The sequence below is a fragment of the Achromobacter sp. LC458 genome, assembly GCF_001005835.2.
GTDB lineage: Bacteria > Pseudomonadota > Gammaproteobacteria > Burkholderiales > Burkholderiaceae_B > Achromobacter > Achromobacter spanius_B.
Map to the genome: position 1 here is coordinate 38,019 of NZ_LBHW02000027.1, position 23,849 is coordinate 61,867.

A 23,849-nucleotide genomic window follows, 5' to 3' on the forward strand; every position below is an offset into this window, starting at 1 on the left:
GCCATCATGCCGATCAATCCCGACCTCCTGTTGAACCGGCCGTTCGAACCGCGTTCGCATCGCTACCGTGAATGCGACACCGTGCTGTATGCGCTGGGTTGCGGCCTGGGCGCCGATCCGCTGGATGCCGGCCAGCTGCGCTATGTGTACGAACACGCGCCGGGCGGGCTTTGCGCCTTGCCGACGCTGGCCAACATCCTGGGCTACTTCGGATTCTGGGCAGACCAGCCCGACACCGGAATTACCTGGCGCAAGCTGGTGCACGCCGAACAGCACATCGAACTCCAACGCCCCTTGCGCGCCAGCGGCCACATCGTCGGCGAAAACCGCATCGTGGGCCTGCACGACAAGGGCGCCGAAAAAGGAGCGCTGATGCTGCAAGACCGGCGCATCGTCGACGCCGCCAGCGGCGAGCTGCTGGCCACGGTGACGCAGACCACGATGCTGCGCGGCGACGGCGGGTTCGGCGCCACGCAGGGGGCAACGCATGGCCGCGCACCGCTGCCCGCGCATGTATTGCCCGACCGGGCTGCGGATGCGGTTTGCGACCTGGCCACCCTGCCGCAGGCCGCGCTGCTGTATCGCCTGAACGGTGACGCCAACCCTTTGCACGCGGACCCGGCCACGGCACGCGCGGCGGGGTTTGAGCGGCCCATCCTGCATGGGCTGGCCACGATGGGCGTGGCCATGCACGCCGTGCTGCGCGCGCTGCTGGGCTATGACGCCGGTGCCGTGCGCGGCATGCGGGTGCGCTTTACCGCGCCGGTGTTGCCGGGCGACACCTTGCGCACCGAGATGTGGCGCGACGGTGGCGTCGTCTCGCTGCGCACTACCGCCATGGAACGCCGCGTCGTCGTGCTGGGTTCCGGCCGCATCGACTTGTCCGACTGAATCCGCGCGCACGCGACGCCGCGCGCGCCTTACCTTGCATAAAGAGAGACCGTTATGGATCTGCAGATCAACGACAAAGTGGCCATCGTCACGGGTTCCGCCCGGGGCCTGGGCGCGGCCACCGCCCGCAAGCTGGCCGCTGAAGGCGCGCGTGTGGTGATCACCGACGTCCTGGCCGAGCAGGCCGAAGCCACCGCCGCCGCGCTGCGCGCCGACGGCTTGCAGGCGCATTGCATCGTGGCCGACATCACCAAGGCGGCTGACGTGCAGCGCCTGGTCGACGAGACCATCGCCACCTTTGGCGGCGTCCACATCCTGGTGAACAACGCGGGCTTTCCGCGCGACAAATACCTCGTCAAGATGAGCGAGCAGGATTGGGACCTGGTCATGGAAGTCATGCTGAAAGGTGCCTTTTTGGCGTGCAAGACGGTCATGCCGCACTTTATTGACCAAGGCTGGGGCCGCATCGTCAATATCAGTTCGCGCGCGCATTTCGGTAACCCGACGCAGGCGAATTACTCGGCCGCCAAGGCAGGCCTGATCGGCATGGCCAAGGCGCTGGCCATCGAAGAAGGGCGCTATGGAATCACGGTGAATTGCGTGGCGCCGGGCTTCATGGAAACCGAGATGGTGCAGGCGCTGCCCACCTACGACACCATCAAGGAGCGCGCGGTGCAGATGCAGCCGATCAAACGCGTGGGCAAGCCCGAGGACATTGCCAACGCCGTGGCATTCCTGGTGTCGGAGCCCGCCAGCTTCATCACGGGCGAGGTGCTGCACGTCACGGGTGGCCGCTATGGCTGATTACATGCCCATCCGCTGCGACATCCGCGACGACGGCGTCGCGGTGCTGACGCTGGACAACCCGCCGCTGAACGTGGTGTTCCGAGGCTTGACGGTGGCGCTGGGCCAGGCGCTGGACGCGTTGGCCGTGGAGCCCCGCGTGCGCGCCGTGGTGCTCACCGGCGCGGGCAGGGCGTTTTGCGCGGGATCGGACATTGCCGAATTCCAACCCCTGATGCAGCCCGGACGCATCGGCCCCGAAAAGCTGGAGCTTCAGCACCGGGTGTTCGCGCGGCTGGCTGACTTTCCCAAGCCCACGGTGGCCGCGGTGCATGGCGTGGCGTTCGGCGGCGGCCTGGAAATTGCCGTGTGCTGCGATTTCATCGTGGCGGACCCGGCGGCGCGTTTTGCGCTGCCTGAAATCAAGCTGGGCGTGTTTCCGGGCAGTGGTGGGCCGGTACGGGTCACCCGCCGTATCGGTGTGACGCGCGCCAAGGAAATGATGCTGCTGGGCGAGCCCATTGATGCCGCGACGGCGCTGGCGTGGGGCCTGGTCAACCGGGTTTCGCAGGCGGGCCAGGCGCAGGCCCAGGCCCTGGCCTTGGCGGGCGCCTTGGGCGCACGGCCGCCGCTGGCAATGTCTTTGTGCAAGACCGCCATCGGCTACAGCTGGGACGACACGGAAGCCGGCGCGATTGCGCGCGCGCTGCCGTTATCCGAGCGCGCATTTACCTCGGCGGAAGCCCGCGAGGGTGTGCGCGCCTTTCTGGCCAAGGAAACGCCCCGGTTCCCGGACGCGCTGCATGATGCGCGGCAGGGACATGAACATGGCTGACGCCCACGCTTCGCCCGACTTGCGCGCGGCAATCGCACCGCGCAGACATTGCTTCGATCCGATTCGATCTCATCTCCAGGAGGCCGCATGAAACGCGCCGCTATCGTATCCCCCCTACGCACGCCCATCGGCGCATTCGGAGGCGCGTTGCGCCCCGTACCCGTGGAAGAGCTGGGCGCCACCGTTGCCCGAGCCATCATCGAACGCACCGGGCTGGACCCGGCCCGCATTGAAGATGTGGTGTTCGCGCATTCATACGCCAACGGCGAAGTGCCCTGCACGGGCCGCTGGGTCGCCTTGCAAGCGGGCTTTCCCGTCGAGGTTGCGGGCATGCAGCTGGACCGACGTTGCGGCAGCGGCCTGCAAGCCATCGCCACCGCCGCGATGATGGTGCAAACCGGTGTGGCCGACGTGGTCATGGCCGGCGGCGTGGAAAGCATGAGCAACGTCGAGTACTACACCACCGATATGCGTTGGGGCAAGCGCGCGGGCACAGTCCGCTTTCACGATCGGCTGGAACGCGGCCGCGAACGCTCGCAGCCTGTGTCGCGCTTCGGCACGATCAGCGGCATGATAGAAACCGCCGAGAACCTGGCGCGCGACTACGCCATCACGCGCGAAGAGGCCGACGCCTTTGCGCTGCGCAGCCACCAGCGCGCCTTGGCCGCCTGGGAATCCGGCAAGTTCGAAAACGAAGTGGTGCCGGTGCGCGTGCCACAACGCAAGGGCGAGCCCATCGTGGTGTCGCGCGATGAAGGCATCCGCGGCGACTTGACGCTGGAACAGCTGGCACGCCTTAAGCCCATCCTGAAAGACGGCATCGTGACGGCCGGCAACGCCTGCCAGCAGAACGACGCGGCGGCGGCCTGCCTGATCGTGGCCGAAGACAAGCTTGAAGCGCTGGGACTTGAACCCATCGGCTATTTGCACAGCTGGGCGGCCGCCGGTTGCGAGCCCTCGCACATGGGTATCGGGCCCGTGCCTGCCGTGCAGAAACTGTTTGCCCGCAACGGCCTGGGCTTTGACGACATGGCCCTGGTGGAACTGAACGAAGCCTTTGCCTGCCAGGCGCTGGCCTGCGCCAAGGGCTGGGGCTGGAATGACCCCGGCCGCTTCAATGTGAACGGCTCCGGCATTTCGCTGGGCCACCCCGTGGGCGCGACCGGCGTGCGCATCATGACGTCGTTGTTGCACGAACTGTCGCGCCGTGGCGAACGCTATGGGCTCGAAACCATGTGCATAGGCGGCGGCCAGGGCATGGCGGCCGTGTTCGAGAGGGCCTGACCCGATGACCTATTCCTTCCTTGGCGGGGTCCGCGTCATCGAAAGCTCGGCCTTCATCGCCGCGCCGCTGGCCGGCCTGACCCTGGCGCAATTCGGCGCCGACGTCATACGCGTGGACATGATCGGCGGCGGCATCGACTACGGCCGCATGCCGCGCATGCCGCAGGCCGACGGCAATGGCCGCAGCCTGTACTGGACCGCGCTGAACAAAGGCAAGCGATCCATCGCCATCAATCTGCGCAAGCCCGAAGGCCGTGAACTGATCCAGGCATTGGCCACCGCGCCCGGCCCGCAAGCCGGCGTATTGCTGACGAACGTGGCCGCGCCCTGGCTGGCTCATGACGTGCTTGCGGCCCGGCGCGCCGACCTGATCAGCTGCACCATCCAGGGCAATGCCGATGGCAGCACCGCCGTGGACTACACCGTCAATTGCGCCACCGGCTACCCTGCGGTCACGGGCGGCGGGTCCATCGACCGGCCGGTCAACCACGTGCTGCCCGCCTGGGACATCGCCTGCGCCTACCAGGCCGCATTCGCCATTACGGCTGCGCTGAACCGTCGCACGGCCACGGGCAGCGGCGCCGAGATCAAGCTGGCGCTGTCAGACGTCGCGTTCTCGATGTTGTCGCACCTGGGCGTGCTGGCCGAGGCAGAACTGCTGAAACAGGAACGCCCGTCCATCGGCAATCACCTGTACGGCGCCTTCGGACGTGATTTTTCGACGGCGGATGGCGTGCGCATCATGGTGGCGGCCATCTCGGCCGGTCAGTGGAATGCGCTGGTTCAATGCTGCGATATCGCCGACGCGATCAGCGCAGCCGAAAGCCGCCTGGGTCTGGATTTTCGCGATGAGGCGCAGCGCTTCGAAGGCCGCGACGCAATCGCCGGCCTGGTAGAGCCTTGGTTTGCGGTACGCACCGCAGCGCAGGCCGAGGCCGCGTTGACACAGCACAAGGTGTGCTGGGGCCGCTACAGCACCGTGGGCGAGTTGCTGGAGCGCGACCCGCGCATCGGCGCGGCCAATCCCGTCTTTGAGCGCATGTCCACGGAGGGCATCGGAGAATACTGGAGCGCCGGCGCCGCCGCCCGCGTGGCAGGTCTTGACCGCACCCCGACCCCGCCCGCTCCGTGCCTGGGAGCGCATACCGATGTGGTGCTGCACGAACTGCTGGGCCTGGACAGTGGCGCCATCGGCCGCCTGCACGATGCGGGCATCGTCGCCACGGCGTAGCGCGATACGCGCGGCTCCGGCCGCTGGGAACCGCGCGCGTCGGCCGGCAAGAGCTTGATGCTCAAGCCAATGAGGGCGGGCAGTAATAAAAGATCATCGACAGACCCAGGCACCGGGCTGAAGTCGGGTATCAGGTCGACAGGGCTAAGTCATAAGGCGGCTTTGAATTGCTTTGAAATGGGCGTCGGGGTTGTCCCCGTTTTCGATCGGGCGGTCAGCGCGTACGATCACGAAACTACAGCGCCAAGACGGCAGCCCCGCGCGGGAATGCCGTCAAATTTACGACCATTTTGAATCAGCATGAAACAGTCACCCGCAGACTTTCCGGAACAAGACCGGTATCGGCTTCTGGTAGATGCCGTGATGGACTACGCGATATATCTCCTTGACGCAGAGGGGCGGGTCAGCAGTTGGAACCCTGGCGCCGAGCGATTCAAGGGATACAAAGAAGGCGAAATACTCGGTCAGCACTTCTCGGTGTTTTATACCGAGCAAGACCGCGCCGCGGGGGTGCCAGAACGTGCGTTGGAGACGGCCAGAAAGGAAGGGCGCTTCGAGGCGGAAGGCTGGCGGATGCGAAAAGACGGGACGCGCTTCTGGTGTAGCGTCGTCATCGATCCGGTCCATGATGACAAGGGGCGGCACGTGGGCTTCGCGAAGATCACGCGCGACGTGACGGAGCAGAAGAGGCACCGCGAAGAACTCCAGGCCGCGCGCGATGCCATGCATCACGTGCATCGCATGGAAGCAATTGGACGCCTGACCGGCGGCGTTGCCCATGACTTCAATAATTTTTTGACGGCGATACGGTTCTCGGCCGAATTCCTGAAAAGATCACGCGATATGCCGGCGTCTTTGATGCGTTATGTCGGCATCATTTCCGACACGACGGAGAAGGCGGCGCAACTTACGCGCCAGCTCTTGGCATATGGAAAAAAGCAGCCCCTTAAACCGCACGTGTTCGACGTGCGCGACAGCCTGTCGTCGCTTCGACAGCTGGTTGAAGCCTCGGTAGGGTCGTCCATCGCCTTGTCCTACGAGGTGGGCCCGGGGAACACGACCGTCTATGCAGACCCGGCACAGTTTGAATCGGCGCTGTTGAATCTGGTCATCAACGCGCGCGACGCGATGCCCGCGGGCGGTCGCCTGACCATTTCCGCGCGCCAGGCAGATCGTACGCCGACGCCGGGCCGCGGTCCCAATGCGCACGCGCCGCAGGTTGCGGTGGCGGTCAAGGACACCGGCATCGGGATCGATGACGAGGTCGCCAAACATATATTCGAACCGTTTTTCTCGACTAAAGGCCGGCACGAAAATTCGGGTCTTGGCCTGAGCCAGGTGCAAGGGTTTGTCCAGCAGTCCGGCGGCGATGTCGACGTCCACAGCCAGGTGGGTCAGGGGACCACGTTTACGCTCTATCTGCCGGCCTTCGAGGCAACGACAAAAACCCACGATGAGAGCGATCAGCAGTGTCGCGATCCCCAGGTTCGGAATCGCGTCTTGCTGGTCGAAGACAATCGCATGGTGGGCGATGTGGTGCACACGATGTTGAAGGACATGGGCCAGGACGCGACCTGGGTCCTTGATGCGGAAGCCGCGCTGTCGCACCTGACCGCGCAAAGCGGTTCCTGTGACATCGCGATTCTGGACGTGGTTCTTCCTGGCATGAACGGTGTTGAGCTGGGGCGCCGTATCCGGGCGCAATGGCCCGATATACGGATCGTGCTTGCCAGCGGATACAGCGAGGCCATCAGTGGGCAAGCAGTCGCCCCGTTTCCGGTCATGCAAAAGCCGTACTCAATGGAAATGCTGACACGCGTTCTGCATGGGAAAGACGTGGAAACTGTCGGGCGCGCGATCAGTTCACCCGCATCTTGAGGCTTGGGGCATCGCCTGGCCACGCGCCCACCACCACGTCATCACGCCCGCCGCCAGAACCACCGGCAGCATGGCCGCGTTAAGCGCTTCCCAGCCGAAGGCGTCCAGCGCCGGACCGGCCGCCAACGTCGCCAACGCGGTCGCGGCATAGCGCAGCATCTCGGCGGCCCCTTGCGCGCGGGCGCGTTCCGACGGGCGGTAGGATTGCGCCAGCAGCGTGGTGCCGCCGACGAACATGAGGTTCCATCCCACCCCCAGGCAGAACAGCGCTGCATAGAACGCGGGCAGCGCCGGAGACGCCATTGCGATCAAGGAACACGCGACGTTCAGCAGCATGCCCGCGCCCAGCACCCGGGGCAGGCCGAAGCGTTGGATAAGCGTGCCGGCAAAGAAGGCGGGCGCGTACATGCCGACCAGGTGCCATTGCATGATGTTGGCGCCGTCGCCGATGCTGTGGCTGCATGCCACGGCGGCCAGCGGTGCGGCGGTCATGATGAACATCATCGAAACGGACCCGACCACGTTGTTGGCCAGCGCGGCGATGAACACGGGCTGGCGCGCCACGTCGCGCAGCGGGCGTGCCGGCAGGCCGGCCTGCGTCTGGCCGGCAGCGGCGGGCGCTTCGGCGTCCCGATAGCCGCCCCACAGCAGCGCGGCGGACAGCAGCGCCAACAGGGTCACCATCAGGTAGGCGCCGGCGAAGGTGACCGGCGCGAACAGGTCGCGGCTCCAGGCGGCCAGTGCGGGGCCGGCAATGGCGGCGATGACGCCACCGGCCATCACCACCGAGATTGCGCGGCTCTTGGCGGCCGGCTCAACCGCGTCCGCCGCCGCCAGGCGGTAGTACTGGGCAAACGCCTGGAACACGCCGACCAGCGCGGTACCGGCGCAAAAGACCCAGAAGTCGGCATGAAATACCGCCCACACCGATAGCGCGCCGCCCGCCGCACCGGCCAGGGCGCCCAATGCAAACCCGTTGCGCCGGCCGATGCGCTGCATCAGCAGCGACGCAAACCAGGTGACCAAAGCCCCGGCTACCGTGATCAGCGCAAAGGGCAGGGTCGACAACGCTTTGTTGGGAGCCAGCATGTGGCCGGTCAGCGCGGTCAGCGTCAAGTCAATGGAAATGGCCGCGACGAACAGGCCCTGGCACACGGCCAGAATGCGGGCGTTGCGACGACCAATCGTGAGCGAGGGGGATGGGGGCATGGTGGGAGCGACGGGATTGAAGGGCAATGATGAGGAGGCTGGGTGCCGAGCAGAGTGCGGCGGATCGGACGGAGCGGTTGCGGTTTGACAGGCGTCACTTTATCGGCGCACACTTTGGCGCAAATGACATAATTCCCGCAAAAAACGCCATGCCTCACGACGTCGTCTTTCTGTTGGTGCCCGACTTTCAATTGCTGGATATGTCCGGCCCCGCCGCCGTGTTCCAGACGGCCGGCAAGCAGGCCGGGACCGCCGCGGGCCCCGCCTATGCAGTCCACGTCGTGTCCGAGCGCGGCGGACCCGTGCGCAGTTCTTGTGGCGTGCAGGTCATGACGCAATCGTGGCGCGACGCGCCTGCCGGCACGCTGCTGGTGCCGGGCGGTGAGGGCGCGCGCGCGGCGGCCGTGACCCCGGGCTTGCACAGGTATCTGCACGAACAGCGGCAGGCCGGCAGGCGCCTGGCCAGCGTCTGCACGGGGGCGTTTGTGCTGGCGGCCGCGGGCCTGCTCGACGGGCTGCGCGCCACCACCCACTGGCGCTACGCCGCCGCGCTGGCGCGTGACTATCCCGGCGTGCGAGTCGACGCCGACCGCATCTACGTGCGCGACGGCGACACCTGGACCTCGGCGGGCATCACTGCCGGCATAGACCTTGCATTGGCGATGGTCGAAGCTGATCTGGGTGCCGACGTGGCGGCCGCCACCGCTCGCGAGATGGTGGTCTATCACCGCCGTTCGGGCGGACAGTCGCAGTTCTCGGCGCTGCAGGACCTGGCGCCCGACAGCGAACGCATGCGCGCGGTGCTGGAGCACATCCGCAACAATCTGGGCGCGGCGCTAAGCGTGGAGCGTCTGGCCGAGGTGGCTTGCGTCAGCCCGCGCCAGTTCCTGCGCAGCTTCAAGGCAGAGACGGGCGAGACGCCCGCCAAGGCGGTCGAGCGCATCCGGGCCGAGGCGGCGCGCGCGCATCTTGAGGCGGGGGCCGACAGCATCGATAGCGTGGCGCGGCGGGCGGGTTTTTCCGACACCGAACGCATGCGGCGCACGTTCCTGCGCGTCTACGGCCAACCGCCGCAGGCGCTTCGGCGCATGGCCAGGCAGGGCGTCGAAACGGCTAAAACGTCATTCTGAAACCCGCGGTCGCGGTGACGATGTAGCTGCCCGAGAAGTCCGCGTCGGCGTCAACCTGGCCGTAGATCGCATAGCGATCGCCCCAACCGTAGTTTGCGCCGGCGCCCAGGCCGCCCCAGGTCCGCGCCATGCGGTTGGACGCGGGCACGCCCGCCACGCGCACACGGGTGCCATCCAGCAGTTCGTGTTTGACGTTGACGACGCCATAGACGCTGGATTCCCGGTTCACGCCACCCGTTTGCCAATTGCTTTTGTAGTCCAGCGCCACACCGAGGCGGGCCAGCAGGCTGTCGCCTTTGTCGCTTTCAACGTGCGCGCCGAATTTGTCATTGAAGCTGTCGAAACGGGTCGATGCGTACGTCAGCTGCGCCTGCGGAATCAGGGCCAGGCGCTCGTTTAGCTGGAATGCCTTGCCCGCTTCCACACCCAGCCCGTAGCTGTTGGCCTTGTTGCCGCCCTTCAGTTTGCCGGCCAGCCGCGAATTCAGGTCGCTGTCGAACCAGGTGGCCTGAGCCTGGGCGTCGACATAGAAGCCGTCCTTGCCGTACCAGGTCAAGGTTGGCGTCAGCCCATAGGCGGTGGTGTCGATGGTGCCGTTGCCATACGCCGACGACATGTGCGTGTCGGCCTTGCCGTAGTTGAACGCAATGCCGCCCACCAAGCGCGCGCCCTGTTCCTGCCCGGCCAGAACACGGTCGACCCCGAATTGCGCCTTCCAGCTATCGATGTCCTGGCGTGCGCCGGTGGTTGACGTGGAAGGCTTGAGCCTGCTGGTCGTACTTTCCACACGGCTCCAGACGCCATTGCGGCCCACGTCCGCCGAGTCGTAAAGACGATTGCCGACGCGTTGGCGCAGGGTAGGCAGCCGGCTCAAGTTAAGCAGGGTACTCGCGTAGGCTTCATAGACGGGTACGCCGGGCTGATAAAGCAGAGGCGTCGCAGTGCCCGGCGATCCGCCGCCGAGCGGTGGCGTACCGGGAGCGGTGGCGGGGGTGCCAGGGCCGGTGGGGGATGTGCCGGGATCGGTCAGGGACGATCGCAGATACCAGCCGCCGTCGGCCGAGTCCTGTTGAAGCACGTAGCCATAGGCGCCGGCCACCAGAGCAGGGCGCCCCTGGATGACGTAGTCGCCATTAGCCAGGTTGAACTGCCCCGCCGAAATTCCGTTGACCTGCACGACCTGGATGCCCCGTTGGGTCAGCGCGCCGGTGCCTCCCATGTTCGTGACAGTGACCGGTGTTGCGCCCGCCGTGTCGCCGGTCACGACCAACTTATCGGTGGGTGAACTATCGCCGCCGAGTTGGGTGCGTACTTCCAGGTTGCCGCCTTGCGCCGTGTAGTTACCGGCAATCGTCAGGACGCCGAAGCCGCTGCGCGGTCCCGGAGCGATAGTGCCCTGGTTGGCCGTCGCGCCCACGCGTCCCGTGCCGGTCAGCCGTGCCGCCGGCAGAACGTTCACCGGGCCGCCCAGCACGCCATCGACTTGCAGCGTGCCGGCCCGGACATCGGTGGTGCCCGTGAAGGCGCTGCTATCGCCGGACAGCGTAAGCCTGCCCGCTCCCAGCTTGTTCAGGCTGGATGTTCCCGAAAACGCGGTCATCACGCCGACCTCGTAGCCGTTGGTATCGAACGAGGCGCCTTCGCTTCCGATTGCCTGCGTCAGAAAACCATTCAGGAAGTTGGCCTTGTCGCGCTTGGCGCGCAGGACGCCGCCATCCAGGTTGAACGTGGCGTCGCCCGCACCCTTGATGACCGACCCGGTCTCAAGCACGCCGCGGCCGCTGGCATCGCCGATGAGGTTCAGCGTACCGGTTGCGGTGTTGGCGACGGTCAGCCACGTGTCGCTGTTGGCGACTGCCAGCCCGCCCTTGGCGATGGTCATTGTTCCCGTGCCTGCCGAACCGATTTCGATACGGTCGCTTGCGCTCAGCGTCGAGACATCGGCTGTTGTGCTTGAGACGGTCACGGTGCCAGCGGCGCCTGCTCTCGTGCCGATGTAAACCGTTGCGGCGGCGCCGGGCGGAGACGATCCCACGGTGCGCACGGCGGCGCCCTCCAGCACGTTCAGTTCGCCAACGCCGTCCAAGCCCACGTAGATATTGTTGACAGGGTCCCAGACGGATCCCTTGCCGGACACCGTCACGCTGCCTTCGCTGCCGGCGTTCCAACCGATCGTCCCTTGGCCGCTATGCACGGTGCCGCCGTCGTCGATGCGCAACGTGCCCTTGCCGTCCTCGCCGATGACGAACGGGCGGGTTGCTGACAGATTCCAGGTAGAGTTCCGGCCCGAAACGAGCACGGTGCCGATGCTGCCGCTCTCCCAGCCAATGGTGCCGGCAGCGCCTTGCGCCGTGCCGCCGTTCAGAATATTCAATGTGCCGGTGCTGCCGGTCCGGGTGCCGATATAGACATCGTCCAGGCTGGTCCAGGCGGATGCGATGCCGCTGCCGTTGCTGCCTGTCACGGTCACGGTGCCCACGCCGCCATTAAAGTTGCCGACGAAGGCCGCATTGTTTTGAACGGTGCCGCCATCGCGGATAGTCAAGTCCCCGGCAAGGGAATCGCCAACAGATAGATCGCCACCCACAGCCCAATCCGGCGTCTGGACCGCGCCGGGTACCACGTCACCGGTACCGATCACCGACTGCGCGTACGTGGGGCTTCCGAAGTTAGCCGCGCATGCAAACAGGATGATCCATTTTGACCGCCCCGCGACATTGCAATTCTTGTCGACCAAGATAACTTCTCCCCAAGGTGGATGGCAAAGACACACTGGCAATACGGCACGCGGGCCGTATTTCTTAATAGGTGATTACCCACGGCGGGCGCTGCGAGACTCATGTTCTCGCGCGGGACTTTTCCTGCGAACCCTGTTGCCGAACGGGGATCGGGCATAGACGGTCGCGCCGGGTGCATCACTTGAAACCGTGCAGTTTCGTCCTCGTCGCTTGGCCGCGTAGAGCAAGTCGTCCGCGCGCTTCAATGCGCTGGAAAACGGTTCTTCCGCTTGCAACAGGGTCACTCCCATGCTGGCCGTAAAGCGCGAGTCAGGTGCGTGCGGCGCCCAGCGCTGCGCGACGAAATCCGCGCGGATTCGCTCGGCGATTGCCGTCGCGCTTTCCAGATTTTCGGCCGGCAGCATCAACAGGAATTCTTCGCCTCCCAAGCGAGCCGCGCATGTGCGGGCGTTGTCCGCGCGGCGCAGCAGGGCGCCAAAGCGCGCCAGTACCATGTCGCCAAATGGATGGCCGAACACATCGTTGATGCGTTTGAAATTATCGATGTCGGCCATGATCAGCGCGGTCGGCGTTGCGCCGTCCGGGCAGCGGCGGCCGGAATCGGGGGCAAGAAAGTTGCCGAGTCCCTGTCGGTTCAGCAGCCCGGTCAACGCGTCGGTGTGTGCCTGGCGGCGATATTTGTCTATGGCATCGCGACTGGTTGCGATAAACACCGCGAAGGTCAGGACGATGCTTCCAAGTAGCCCGGTGTATTGGATCAACGTCCCCCAGACGGACGTTCTCCATTCCCCCGCTGCCAAAAGCGGCGTTGTGGCGGCCAGGTACAAGATGCACTGTCCCGTTAACACCAGCGCGATAAACAGAAACGCTGCGACCAGGACCTTGTCCGATGTGCTTGCAACCTGCCGGGCAAAAGACAGCGCGGTCCGCCAGATCACAAGCGCGCAGCAGGCCTGGACAAAAAACGTCTCCAGCTTCGCACTGGCAAACAACACCACCGACACCAGCACCATTGCCGTCGAAGCGGCCAGGACTGCAATATCAAAGTAGCAAGGGGTTTGCGTGCGATGGCGGGCTTGCAGTGCGCGGCAGGCCAATATGACGCCTCCCAGAATGAAAGCGTCCTCGACGACTTGTTTATAAGGAGAAAGCGCATTGGCCTGCACCAGCATGACGGCGTAACCGGTACCCAGGCAGGCAAGCGCATAACCCCATCGCAGGGTGTTCAAGCCTACCAAGCGCGCGGCGCACAGTCCGATGGCGCACAACAGGATCGCCGCGGGCACGGACCATTCGAGCAGAGTTGCAGGCATAGAAGGGTGAAGAAATGCGAGCCGGTTGAACCGCGTACGTGTTTGAAAAGATTACAGTGTGTCGCATTGTGTCGCCAGCGCTCAACCGTCAAGCATTGTCAATGCATGGCAGGGCGTGAAGCGGAGGGGAAAAGGGACGGTGAAATTCTCGACATCCGGCAAAAGTTAATGGAATATTGAACAATTCCGCGCCAGTGTTTCGTATCCATAGCAGTACGGAGGACACGTGAAGCCGCAACTGAAAGTCGGATTGACGATAGCCGGCGTCCTCCTGGGCGCCAGTGCGCTGGGCGCCTATATCGCGGGCGTAGACTTCACACCGAAGCCGGCGGCCGTGGTTGCCACGCTGGGCGACGGCAAGCAGGGGCCGGCCGGCATGGCCTGGATTCCGCCTGCCCAATTTCTCATGGGCAACAACCACAAGCTGTCGCAACCGAACGAACTGCCCCCGCATAGCGTTCGGGTAAGCGGCTTCTGGATGGACACGCATGACGTCACCAATGCGGAATTTCGCCGATTCGTCCAGGCCACCGGCTACGTGACGACGGCCGAGCAAAAGCCCAAATGGGAAGACCTGAAAGTCCAGTTGCCCCCGGGCACGCCGCGACCCGACGACAGTCAGCTTGTGCCCGGCGCCATGGTTTTTGTAGGAACCGAAGCCGAAGTGTCGTTGCGCGACTACAGCCGCTGGTGGCGCTTCGTGCCCGGCGCCAGCTGGCGCCAACCGCAAGGCCCGGGCAGCAACATCGACGGCAAGGACGACCACCCGGTGGTCCAGGTGTCGTACGAGGATGCGCTGGCGTATGCCAAGTGGGCCGGCAAGCGCCTGCCCACCGAGGCGGAATGGGAGTTCGCCGCGCGCGGCGGCCTGGAGCAGGCCACCTATGCCTGGGGCAATGAACTGAGTCCCAACGGCAAACCCATGGCCAACATCTGGGACACGCAGCAACAGCAGCCATTCCCGGTCGTCAAGGATGAAAAGATCCAGGTTGGCACGACGCCGGTGGGCTCGTTCCCGCCGAACGCATACGGCCTTTATGACATGGCGGGGAACGTCTGGCAGTGGACGGCCGACTGGTATCGCGCCGACGCATTCCGCATCCAGGCGCAATACCGGCAGCCGCCGCAAGATCCCGCCGGACCCGCCGACAGCTTCGACCCCGACGACGGCAATGTGCCGGCCTCCGCGCCCAAGCGCGTGACGCGCGGCGGCTCTTTTCTGTGCAGCGATACCTACTGCATCAGCTACCGCGCCAGCGCGCGCCGCGGCAACGACCCCATGAACGGGATGTCGCACCTGGGCTTTCGGACGGTGATGACCGTCGATCAGTGGAAGCAGGCGCAACAGCAACCCGGACGCGTCGCCAGCCGTTGAACCCTTGCCGGGGCACTTCTGAAGGGTGAGGCCGGTTTTGGCCGAAGCCCTGGCATGGCGTGCCCGAAGCATTGAACCCGCCCAGGCAGGGCGAATAGCCACTGCGCAAGATGCGCGAGGACGCGAACGATGAGGCAATCAACTGAAAAACGGCGGGGCTGGGCGACATGGCTGGCGGTGGCGACCCTCGCCCTGTTGACGGCATGTGCATCGCCTCAGAAAGCGTCGCCACCGCAAGCCGATCTGCCTTCATGGAACGACGGGGCGTCGCGCACCGCTATCGTCGACTTCGTGCAGGCCGTGACGCAACCGGGCAGCCCGGACTTTGTCGCGGCCGAGGAACGCATCGCGGTGTTCGACAACGATGGCACGCTGTGGTCCGAGCAGCCGCTGTATTTCGAGGTGCTGTTCGCGCTGGATCGCGTCAAGGAAATGGCGCCCGCGCACCCCGAGTGGGCGAAGCGCCAGCCGTTCAAGGCGGCGATTGACGGCGACAAAGCCGCCTTGGCCAAAGCGGGGCAGGCGGGGCTGTTGAAGATCGTGGGGGCGACGCACACCAGCATGTCGGTGGATGACTTCACGAAAAGCGTAACGCAGTGGACGGCAACGGCGCGGCATCCGCGCTTTGACCAGCCCTATACCTCGATGACGTTCCTGCCGATGCGCGAACTGCTGGCATATCTGCGCGCAAACGGCTTCAAGACTTACATCGTGTCGGGCGGCGAAACCGAGTTCATGCGTCCTTGGGCGCAGGCCGCCTACGGCGTGCCGCCAGAGCAAGTCATCGGCAGCGGCTTTTCCACCACCTTCGAGATGCGCGGCGATAAGCCCGTGCTGTGGCGTCAAGGCAAGCTTGAGTTCAACGACGACGGCCCGGGCAAGCCGGTAGCCATCCAACGCTACATCGGCCGCCGCCCGCTACTGGCCTTCGGTAACTCCGATGGCGACCTGCAGATGTTGCAGTGGACCACCGCCGGCGCGGGCAAACGCTTTGCCGGCATCGTCCACCATACCGACGCGCAACGCGAATGGGCCTACGACAGGGACTCCAGCATCGGGCGCCTGGACCGCGCGCTGGACGAAGCCCAGCGCAGCGGATGGACGGTGGTTGACATGAAGACGGAGTGGAAGCGGATATACGAATTCGAAAAGCCTTGAGCCTGTGCGTGGCTCGTGCGGCTGCGAGGAATTTGCCGCCAGGACCTCCCCGATCCTGTCAGCCGAGCGACAACGCATCGGCCAAATTCCGTTTACGTCGCCGCCCGATCCCTTTAGAGTTGAAGACGCTTTGCACGAATTAATTCCATAGAACCTATGCCTGAATCGGGCCGGACCTCGGGGAGTTTTCATGTTTTGTTGGACAGTTATTCATGCCCGACGGCAGCGCGCGCACGTTTCGTTTAAGCGTCGGGCAATACTTGCGGCGGCGTTGACGTTGGGCACGGGCACGGGCACGGCACTTGCCGCTGATAGCCAGGAGCTTGCCAAGCAGCTTAGCAATCCCGTCGCCGCGTTGATCAGCGTTCCGTTCCAATACAACTACGATCGCGGCATGGGGCCTGGCGGTAACGGCCACCGCAATACCGTGAATATTCAGCCGGTGGTTCCGATCACGCTGAACGAAGATTGGAACCTGATTTCGCGAACGATTCTGCCGGTGGTTTGGCAGAGCGACGTGGCCGGCGATGGGTCCAGCCAGAGCGGCCTGGGCGATACCGTTCAGAGCTTCTTCCTGTCTCCCTCCAAGCCGACGGCCTCGGGCACCATCTGGGGGGTGGGACCCGCGTTATTGTTGCCCACGGCCACCGACAAACTACTGGGCAGCAAGAAATGGGGCGCCGGGCCAACCGGCGTGGTGTTGCAGCAGGACGGCCCGTGGACCTATGGCGGGCTGGGCAATCACATCTGGTCGTATGCGGGGCAGTCTTCCCGCCCCGGCGTGTCGTCCACGTTCCTACAGCCGTTCCTGGCATACACCACGCCGGACGCCATCACGTACGCGCTCAACACCGAGTCGACCTATGACTGGAAGAAGTCCGAATGGGCGGTGCCGATCAACCTCCAGGTATCCAAAGTGACCAAAGTGGGCGATCAGCCCATCAGCTTTCAGGTCGGTTTGCGTTATTGGGCAGAGTCCGCCGACAACGGGCCCAGAGGGTGGGGCGGACGCTTCACGGTCACGCTGCTTTTCCCCAAATAAATTCGACCCCGTGCTTGCGACCGGCGCGTTCGGACCGCGGGCAAGGGCGCAACGCGGGGCTGCCCCACGGCTCTCGCGCTACCGATCGCCAATCCAGGCTTCCCAAGGAGAAACCGCATGAATGGAAGAATCGCAAACCTCCTATGCATCGCAGCCATAACAAGTTCCGCGGCACTGGCGCCGATGCTTTCCACGGCCGCCACGCGCGACTTTCCCGATCAACTGTTGACGACGACGGGCACACCCGAAGTCATCGCGCGGGGTCAGGAAGCGGACGGCTATGCCCTGGCCGTGTCGGCGTATACCTGGGGCTACCCGCTGGTCCGCATGGAACGCGTCATGCGCGAGTACATCGACGTGCCCTCACCGAAGCCGCCCACCAGCTACCGCGCGCCGCTTAACAAGATGGGCTGGGCGACGATGTTGGCCAATCCCGACGCCAAGGATATGCCTACGGCCAACAACGACACTTACTACATGAGCACGGTTTTAAAGCTGACCGAGCCTTATGTGTTGACCGTGCCGGATACCCATGATCGCTACTACGTTGTTGACCTGTTCAGCACGTGGCAGGAACTGGAGCACTACGTGGGCCGCCGCGTGACCGGCACCAAAGCCGGCAAGTTCCTGATTGCTCCGCCCGGCTGGAAAGGCAAGGTCCCTGCGGGGATGAAGCGGCTTGATGTCAGCACCGACAAAGTCTGGCTATGGGGACGACTGCAAGTCAAACAGGGAGAAGACCCCGCGCCGGTGCTGGCTTTGCAGAAGCAGTTCTCGGTGAAACCCTTGAGCGGCAAGGCCAGCGATATCACGTCGTTGCCGCCGATGCCCGATATCGCCGACGATGAATTTGGTTTCTTCAAGCACCTTGCCTTTGCCCTGCAATCAACCAGCGTGAAGCCGGCAGACGAAGCGCTGTTCGCGCAATACGAGCGCATCGGTCTGACCAAGAAAGGGTTTGATCCCAGCAAGCTCAGCGACGCCACCCGCAAGGGGATGGCACGCGGGTTGAAGGATGGCCCAGCCGTCGCGGCGGCGTCCTTGGACAGTACCTCCAGCGTGCGCAATGGTTGGAACTGGGTGACCGGGCTTGATAGTTTTGGCTACGACTATCCCTTGAGAGCCCTCGTCGCGGGCCCGTACCTGGGCGGCCAGGGCGAGCGCGAAGCCATGTACCCGCTTCGATACACCGACAGCGAGGGCAAGCCGCTAAGCGGCGCCAACCGCTATGTGGTCAAACTGGATTCGGCACCGCCGGTAGACGCCTTCTGGTCGCTGACGATGTACAACGCCGACGACAAGATGCTGGTTCCCAACGAACTGAACCGCTACAAGGTCGGTTCCGACACGCAAGGGCTGAAGGTGGCGCCGGACGGTTCCATCACGATCCCGATCCAGGCTGACAAGCCCCAGGGCGACAACGCCGCCAACTGGCTGCCGGCGCCCAAAGGCGGCTTTTACGTCATTCTTCGCTTGTATCAGCCCAAACAGGAAGTGCTGGATAACAAGTGGCAGATGCCCCAGTTGAACAAGGTGCCGTGAAGTCCCAACAACGGCTTTCGGCGTTTGAATAGGGCCGCAGGCAGGGCCAAAAATGCCAAACGCAAATTTGGTGGAGATCGTGACAAAATGTCAGGCATGTGGAGCCGGGCGTACCGGTGTATCCCATCCTGACCAGGCCCTGAAATGCCAGTTATCGGCGATCCGTATGCACCCCGACCCCCTGGCGATGGCGCGAGCCGAACCCACTGCGAACCCGGCCGTTCACTGGACCGGCTGGCGCGCCTGACTCGACGCTTGTTCAGGGTCGATATGGTCGTGCTGGCCTGTACCGATGCCAATGCCGATGCCAATGCCGATGTCTCCAGGCAAGCGGTGGATGGCACGCCTCCCGCTGGTTCCCAACCCTGGTCGGTCGAATGTCCAGTGCACGCCGCCGGCGGGCGCCTGCTGGGTGTGTTGCGGCTGGTGCACGGACAGGCGCGTGACTTTACCGACGAAGACCGGCGGGCCTTGATGGACTTGGCCGGTCTGGCGGCCACGGCGATTGAACAGTGCGACGCGTTGTTTGGCCAGCGCGCCGACGAAGACACTTGGCGCGAAGAAGCCCGCAAGCTGTCGCTGGCCATCGCGGGCAGCGGCACGGGCGTCTGGGACCGCAACGTCGTCACGGGCGACATCACCTATTCGCCGGGTTGGAAGGCGTTGCTGGGCTATAGCGAATCGGAGCTTTCCACGCGCATCGAGGACGCCTACACCCGCCTGCATCCCGACGACCTGGACTACGTGCGCGCCGCCATGCAGGACCATTTCGACGGCAAGACCGACAGCTACGAAGTCGAGCACCGCATCCGCTGCAAGGATGGCAGCTACAAGTGGATCTGTAGCCGCGGCAAAGTCATCAGCCGCGACGAGACGGGCAGGGCGCTGCGCATGATGGGCACGACTACGGACATCAGCGCGGTGCGCGCCATGTCGGACCGGCTCAAGCGCACGGCGGACCTGGTCGTCAACCTTACCGATGCGGTGCCCGGCCTGGTTTTCCAGTGCCGTCCGGCGCCCGAGGGCGGCGCATGGTTTTCCTATGTCAGCGCGGGCATCTGGGACATGTTCGAGCTGACCGCCGATGACGTCCATGCCAGCTCCACCGCCATCGAACAGCGCATCCATCCCGATGACCTGGCCGCCTATCGCGCGTCGTTGCAGAACGCCGCCGCCGCGCTGACGCCGTGGCATCTGGAGTTTCGCGTTTGCCTGCCTCTGCAAGGCGAGCGGTGGCGGCAGGGGGACGCCAGCCCGCGCCCGGACGTCGACAACGGCGTGGTGTGGCACGGCTTTGTCACGGACATTACCGACCGCAAGCGCGCCGAACTCGAGCTGCGCGAACTTGCCGCCACGGACGCGCTGACAACCTTGCCCAACCGCCGCCATTTCATGTCGCGTATCGCCGCCGAACTGACGCGTATCAAAGGTCACGGCGGCCAAGGGTCGGCGGTCCTGATGTGCGACCTTGATCACTTCAAACACATCAACGACACCTGGGGTCACGCCATCGGCGATGGTGTGCTTCAGCATTTTGCGAATATGCTGCGCGGCCAGTTGCGCGAAACCGATCTGGTGGGGCGCATCGGCGGCGAGGAATTCGCCGTGGTGCTGCCCGATACCGACATCGACAGCGCACATCGTTTTGCGCAAGGCGTGCAACGCCAGATTGCCGACACGCCATACTCGACAGGCGGACGCGATATACCGCTGACGGTCAGCATCGGCATATCCGCGCTGCATACGAAGGACGACGATGCCGAGCTGGCGCTCAGCCGCAGCGACCGCGCGCTGTATTACGCCAAGCAACGCGGGCGCAATCGAATTGAATCGGTGTTGTTCCGGTAGGACAAGGGACAGCAGCGGGATGACGCGCTGCCATTACGATGCCAGGCCCTGCGCTTCCTGAAGCAGCCATGTCGCGAATGCTTGGACCGGCCCTGCGCTTAATTCGACCGGCTCGGGCAGTACCAGGCAGAAGGTCTTGGCGACCGCTTTGCTCTTGGGCCAAGGCGCGACCAGTTGGCCTTGTTCCAGTTCTGCCTCGATGTATAGGCGCGGCACCAGCGCAACGCCCAGACCGGCGATGGCCGCGGCGATCAGCATGGCATGCAGGTCGTAGCGCGCGCCCACTGCGGAATTGGTCAGCTCGATGCCGGCCTCTTGGGCATATCGCTGCCAGGCGTCCGGATTCTGCCGCCGATGCAGGCGCGGCAGATCGTTCAATGACAAGTGGGCGCCGGTGTTCATACTGGCGCCCATACCCGCATCCGCGAGCAGTGCCGGGCTGCACACGGGCACCAGCACTTCTTCCAGCAAGGGATGCAAATGCATACCGGCCCAGGCGGGATGCTCGAAATGGATGGCGGCGTCAAAACCGCTGCCGGCAAGAATAAAGGGTTCCAACCGTTCGGCAATATGCACGGTTATGTCGGGATGGCGGTTTTGGAAACGCTTTAGCCGAGGAATAAGCCAGCGCGTGGCGAATGTGGGGCTGGCGGCAATATCAATCGTCCCACCCTGCACGGGCTGCCCCATCACATAAAGGCTGTCCCGTTCCAGCCGATCCAGCGTCTGACGAACTTGCACGGCGTATCGCACGCCATTGGGCGCAAGCCGAACCCGGTTTCCCACGCGCTCAAACAAAGGGACGTTTAAAAACGCTTCCAGCCGGGCGATCTGCCGGCTGATTGCGCCTTCGGTCAGCGCTAATTCTTGGGCCGCCCGGGCAAAGCTGCCATGGCGGGCGGCTGCCTCGAAAGCGAGTAGCGCGGAGTTGCTTGGAATCTTGCGTCGCATGAATGTGTCTTGCTGGGGGCTGTCGTTCCAGGCGCTGCAATCAGCTTGATGAAAAGTCAATGAAGACTGACTTTATATCGCTATATGCGCGGTAAATGGCAGCTTAGCATTACGTCAATGCAATGAAACGGCCGGCTTGCCGCAGCGGCCCCGTCTGTCATGAAGGACATTCTGATGATCTATACCGTGGAGTGCAGCTTCGCCGATCCCCACAGCGAAGCCGAGTGGAACCGCTTCTACAGCGTCGATAAATTGCCCGCGCTTATTTCGGTGGCCGGCTTTCACACGTCGCAGCGCTTCAAGGCAATAAGCGCGGGGTGCCCCGTCTATCTGGCCTTGCACACGATCGACGGGCTGGAGGTGCTGACGGGAGACGAGTATCGCCAGAAGGGCGGCGGCAATTTCGCGAAGTGGCAGCAGCACATCACCGATTGGCACCGCAATCTGTACGACGGTATCGGCATTGCACCGGCCGTCAATAAAGACGATCTGCTTGTGCTGTGTGCAACCGGCGCCGAGCCCTTGATACAAATGGGCCTGACCCCGTCGGCCATGCACGCAGTGGCGCTGGAGAAGTTTCCACAGCACCGCTGGATGGCCACGATGCCTGCGCGAAAGGCGCCGCCCGTCGAGCGTCTGGCTGAAGGCGTTTACCTGTATACGCCGATCACAGAACAACTGACCGGTTCGCGGGCCGTTTGCCCCTTTCCAAGCCAGCAAGCCGGGGCGTACACGGTCACCGCAATCAGCGACGGCTACCTGAGCGCCAGCCTGAGCCTGCTGTCCAATATCGACGCCGACGAAGCCGACAAAATGCAGCACGATGCTGGCGCCACGGACCCTGCCGCCGTGCATATCAACTGCTATCTGGTACGCGGCGCCGGCCGCACCATTCTTATCGACGGCGGCGCGGGGGGCATTAAACAATGGGGCGGCCGGCTGCACGCTAATTTGCGGCTGGCGGGCGTTGAACCGGGCAGCGTCGACACCATTCTGCTTACCCACGCCCATCCCGATCATGTGGGCGGCCTGGTGGACGCCGAAGGGCAAATTGCATTTCCCAATGCGCAAGTGCTGCTCCATCAGCAAGAGCTTGCATTCTGGCAGGACGACGCAAATCTAAGTCGGGCCACCGAGCGCGCGCGCGGCAACTTTCTGATTGCACGTCAGGTGTTCGACGGCTATCGCGAGACGCTAACGACGTTCACGGACGGGCAGGTGCTGCCTGGTATTCGGGCGATGCCGTTACCGGGACACACGGATGGGCATACCGGATATCTGTTTGAATCCTCGAACCAAAGCCTGCTGGTTTGGGGAGACATCGTCCATTTCCCTCATATCCAGATTGAACGGCCGGACGTGTCGATTGCGTTCGATCAGGATCCTACGCTGGCCGCCGCCACGCGCTCGCGGCTGCTGGACATGGTCAGCTCAGAAGAACTGTTGATCGCCGGGATGCACTTGGGGGAATTGGGCTTTGCGCGCATACGGCAAAGCCGCGGACGCTACGGCCTGGATTATGAAACCTGAAACCCGAAACCTGAAGCATGACGCGGACGACAAAGCGGTTGCTGTTGTCCATCCACGCCTTGCCTGTCAGCCATCGCCTTACAAGGTGGGCTGCGGAACGGGGGTGTCGTTCGGGACCGAGCCGGAAATGCGCGCCGGGCAGTCCGAAATCCCCCATTTGGTCACCATGCCGTTTTCAATCATGAATTTTTCCACGCATACGTGATAGGCGGACATGGGGCCCCAAATCTCTTCGTACGACACGATCTGTGCGCCGGATTGAAGCGTGTAGCTCTTTTTGGGAGGACCCCACTTCGATATCAACGCTTCTTCCGTGCTGCCAACCCAGCTTGCATTGACGTCGTTGTAGGTCTTGGCGCGTTTGCCCGTCAGCATGCTCATTTGTGAAGTCGTACATCCGGCAAGCAGCGCGGGCAGAACAACAAGCAATGCAAGTTTTTTCATTTTGACCGTTACCCCACAGTTCGGTTATTGACGTTGATGGCTCTACAGCTTCGACGTGATAGTTCGACGTGATATTGAATTCGCGCGTCAATTTATCAGAAAGCTTGCCGCCTTGCCGTAAAACAGACAAACGCAAGGGCATATGCTGCCCAGGCGGCCGGACGATCAGTGAATCTGATCCGAGCCTTGCGGCTGCAATTGCGACAGCCCCTTCCAATCAGGATCCTTGAACACGCGCAGATTGATGGGATAGGCCGGATGCCCGGCCAGGCATTCATTGAACGCCTGCATAAACGCGTCGACGTCATTCGTGTAGTAACGCCACTCTTTCGCGTGATTGCCGGTCAGGCATGCCACCGGCACACCGACGCTGGAATTCTCGAATCCGTTTTCGACGGCTTCTTCAAAATTACTGGTCGACTTCTTGTCTTCGTCATTGGGCATGCCGGATTCAATGCCCGTATACGGCCAGGAGATAATGATCAGGTTGTCGTTGACTTGGCGATCAGGCGCCGGCGGCAGGCCCGTACGGAATCGCACGACGATTGACAAACCATTGATGCGGGATTCACCCACTGCCCACTGATCGCCTGGAAAAATGCTGCTCATTAAATGAATTCCTGTGCTGGGATCGAACTGATGTGTTCGACACTTCAAGCCCGGAAGT

The 23,849-nt window shown here is 63.8% G+C and carries 19 protein-coding genes and 2 pseudogenes; 14 read left to right on the forward strand and 7 right to left on the reverse strand.

The genetic code is table 11. The annotated features are described in order from the left end of the window. Positions 1-6: 6 nt before the first annotated feature. The 5 genes from YH64_RS20630 to YH64_RS20650 all read left to right on the forward strand — a co-directional run bounded on the left by YH64_RS20630 (position 7) and on the right by YH64_RS20650 (position 5,024). Positions 7-891: a MaoC/PaaZ C-terminal domain-containing protein gene (locus YH64_RS20630; RefSeq protein WP_046806398.1), complete on the forward strand. Its 885-nt coding sequence runs from the start codon at positions 7-9 to the stop codon at positions 889-891. Between the two features lie 54 nt (positions 892-945). Continuing rightward, positions 946-1,695, forward strand: a complete 750-nt coding sequence (gene fabG, locus YH64_RS20635) for a 3-oxoacyl-ACP reductase FabG (RefSeq protein ID WP_046806356.1) — start codon at positions 946-948, stop codon at positions 1,693-1,695. Further along, a complete protein-coding gene (locus tag YH64_RS20640; RefSeq protein WP_240433882.1) occupies positions 1,688-2,509 on the forward strand; it encodes an enoyl-CoA hydratase/isomerase family protein in 822 nt (273 codons plus the stop codon). Before fabG ends, YH64_RS20640 begins: the two co-directional genes overlap by 8 nt. A gap of 87 nt (positions 2,510-2,596) precedes the next feature. Continuing rightward, positions 2,597-3,793 carry an acetyl-CoA C-acetyltransferase gene (locus YH64_RS20645; protein ID WP_046806355.1) on the forward strand — a complete coding sequence of 399 codons (1,197 nt, stop codon included), beginning with the start codon at positions 2,597-2,599 and terminating at the stop codon, positions 3,791-3,793. A 4-nt stretch (positions 3,794-3,797) separates the two neighbouring features. Next, positions 3,798-5,024: a CoA transferase gene (locus YH64_RS20650; RefSeq protein ID WP_046806354.1), complete on the forward strand. Its 1,227-nt coding sequence runs from the start codon at positions 3,798-3,800 to the stop codon at positions 5,022-5,024. A gap of 38 nt (positions 5,025-5,062) precedes the next feature. Here the strand turns inward: YH64_RS20650 and YH64_RS20655 are convergent. After that, positions 5,063-5,173 (reverse strand): annotated as a pseudogene (locus YH64_RS20655) (DUF1232 domain-containing protein); the annotation flags it as partial. Between the two features lie 151 nt (positions 5,174-5,324). Between YH64_RS20655 and YH64_RS20660 the strand changes: the two are divergent. Beyond that, a complete protein-coding gene (locus YH64_RS20660) occupies positions 5,325-6,902 on the forward strand; it encodes a PAS domain-containing sensor histidine kinase (RefSeq protein ID WP_046806353.1) in 1,578 nt (525 codons plus the stop codon). Here the strand turns inward: YH64_RS20660 and YH64_RS20665 are convergent. After that, positions 6,888-8,111 (reverse strand): MFS transporter, encoded by a 1,224-nt coding sequence (locus YH64_RS20665; protein WP_046806352.1) that lies wholly within the window; start codon positions 8,109-8,111, stop codon positions 6,888-6,890. The two genes, YH64_RS20660 and YH64_RS20665, sit on opposite strands and share 15 nt — an antisense overlap. A gap of 149 nt (positions 8,112-8,260) precedes the next feature. Here YH64_RS20665 and YH64_RS20670 point away from each other — a divergent pair, with 149 nt between their 5' ends. Continuing rightward, positions 8,261-9,241, forward strand: a complete 981-nt coding sequence (locus tag YH64_RS20670; protein WP_143215466.1) for a GlxA family transcriptional regulator — start codon at positions 8,261-8,263, stop codon at positions 9,239-9,241. Here the strand turns inward: YH64_RS20670 and YH64_RS20675 are convergent. Both YH64_RS20675 and YH64_RS20680 read right to left on the reverse strand, forming a co-directional pair. Next, positions 9,225-11,978, reverse strand: coding sequence for an autotransporter outer membrane beta-barrel domain-containing protein (locus YH64_RS20675; RefSeq protein WP_046806350.1), 2,754 nt, complete (start codon positions 11,976-11,978; stop codon positions 9,225-9,227). The two genes, YH64_RS20670 and YH64_RS20675, sit on opposite strands and share 17 nt — an antisense overlap. 75 nt (positions 11,979-12,053) lie before the next feature. Then, positions 12,054-13,292 (reverse strand): GGDEF domain-containing protein, encoded by a 1,239-nt coding sequence (locus tag YH64_RS20680; RefSeq protein ID WP_046806349.1) that lies wholly within the window; start codon positions 13,290-13,292, stop codon positions 12,054-12,056. 226 nt (positions 13,293-13,518) lie between these two features. On the opposite strand from YH64_RS20680, the gene YH64_RS20685 reads away from it, so the two are divergent. The 5 genes from YH64_RS20685 to YH64_RS20705 all read left to right on the forward strand — a co-directional run bounded on the left by YH64_RS20685 (position 13,519) and on the right by YH64_RS20705 (position 20,257). Then, positions 13,519-14,667, forward strand: coding sequence for a formylglycine-generating enzyme family protein (locus YH64_RS20685; protein WP_046806348.1), 1,149 nt, complete (start codon positions 13,519-13,521; stop codon positions 14,665-14,667). A gap of 129 nt (positions 14,668-14,796) precedes the next feature. After that, positions 14,797-15,825 carry an HAD family phosphatase gene (locus YH64_RS20690; protein WP_046806347.1) on the forward strand — a complete coding sequence of 343 codons (1,029 nt, stop codon included), beginning with the start codon at positions 14,797-14,799 and terminating at the stop codon, positions 15,823-15,825. A gap of 271 nt (positions 15,826-16,096) precedes the next feature. After that, entirely contained in the window at positions 16,097-16,867 is a 771-nt protein-coding gene (locus tag YH64_RS20695) for a transporter (protein ID WP_255444612.1), read from the forward strand. A 183-nt stretch (positions 16,868-17,050) separates the two neighbouring features. After that, the gene (locus YH64_RS20700; protein ID WP_185975407.1) at positions 17,051-18,409 is read left to right on the forward strand and encodes a DUF1254 domain-containing protein; all 1,359 of its coding nucleotides are present in this window, start codon (positions 17,051-17,053) and stop codon (positions 18,407-18,409) included. A 255-nt stretch (positions 18,410-18,664) separates the two neighbouring features. Next, the gene (locus YH64_RS20705; RefSeq protein WP_255444613.1) at positions 18,665-20,257 is read left to right on the forward strand and encodes a diguanylate cyclase; all 1,593 of its coding nucleotides are present in this window, start codon (positions 18,665-18,667) and stop codon (positions 20,255-20,257) included. Positions 20,258-20,290: 33 nt separating this feature from the next. Here YH64_RS20705 and YH64_RS20710 read toward each other — a convergent pair whose 3' ends face one another. Then, positions 20,291-21,208, reverse strand: a complete 918-nt coding sequence (locus tag YH64_RS20710; RefSeq protein ID WP_046806344.1) for a LysR substrate-binding domain-containing protein — start codon at positions 21,206-21,208, stop codon at positions 20,291-20,293. Between the two features lie 174 nt (positions 21,209-21,382). Between YH64_RS20710 and YH64_RS30600 the strand changes: the two are divergent. Then, positions 21,383-21,892 (forward strand): annotated as a pseudogene (locus YH64_RS30600) (sugar ABC transporter); the annotation flags it as partial. Further along, complete coding sequence (locus tag YH64_RS20715; protein WP_046806395.1) at positions 21,887-22,738, forward strand: MBL fold metallo-hydrolase; 852 nt, start codon at positions 21,887-21,889, stop codon at positions 22,736-22,738. The pseudogene YH64_RS30600 and the gene YH64_RS20715, both read left to right, overlap by 6 nt. Positions 22,739-22,816: 78 nt before the next feature. Here the strand turns inward: YH64_RS20715 and YH64_RS20720 are convergent, their stop codons facing one another. Continuing rightward, positions 22,817-23,119, reverse strand: a complete 303-nt coding sequence (locus tag YH64_RS20720; protein ID WP_052946080.1) for a hypothetical protein — start codon at positions 23,117-23,119, stop codon at positions 22,817-22,819. A gap of 228 nt (positions 23,120-23,347) precedes the next feature. Next, positions 23,348-23,791, reverse strand: coding sequence for a DUF695 domain-containing protein (locus YH64_RS20725; RefSeq protein ID WP_046806342.1), 444 nt, complete (start codon positions 23,789-23,791; stop codon positions 23,348-23,350). Positions 23,792-23,849: the final 58 nt, after the last annotated feature.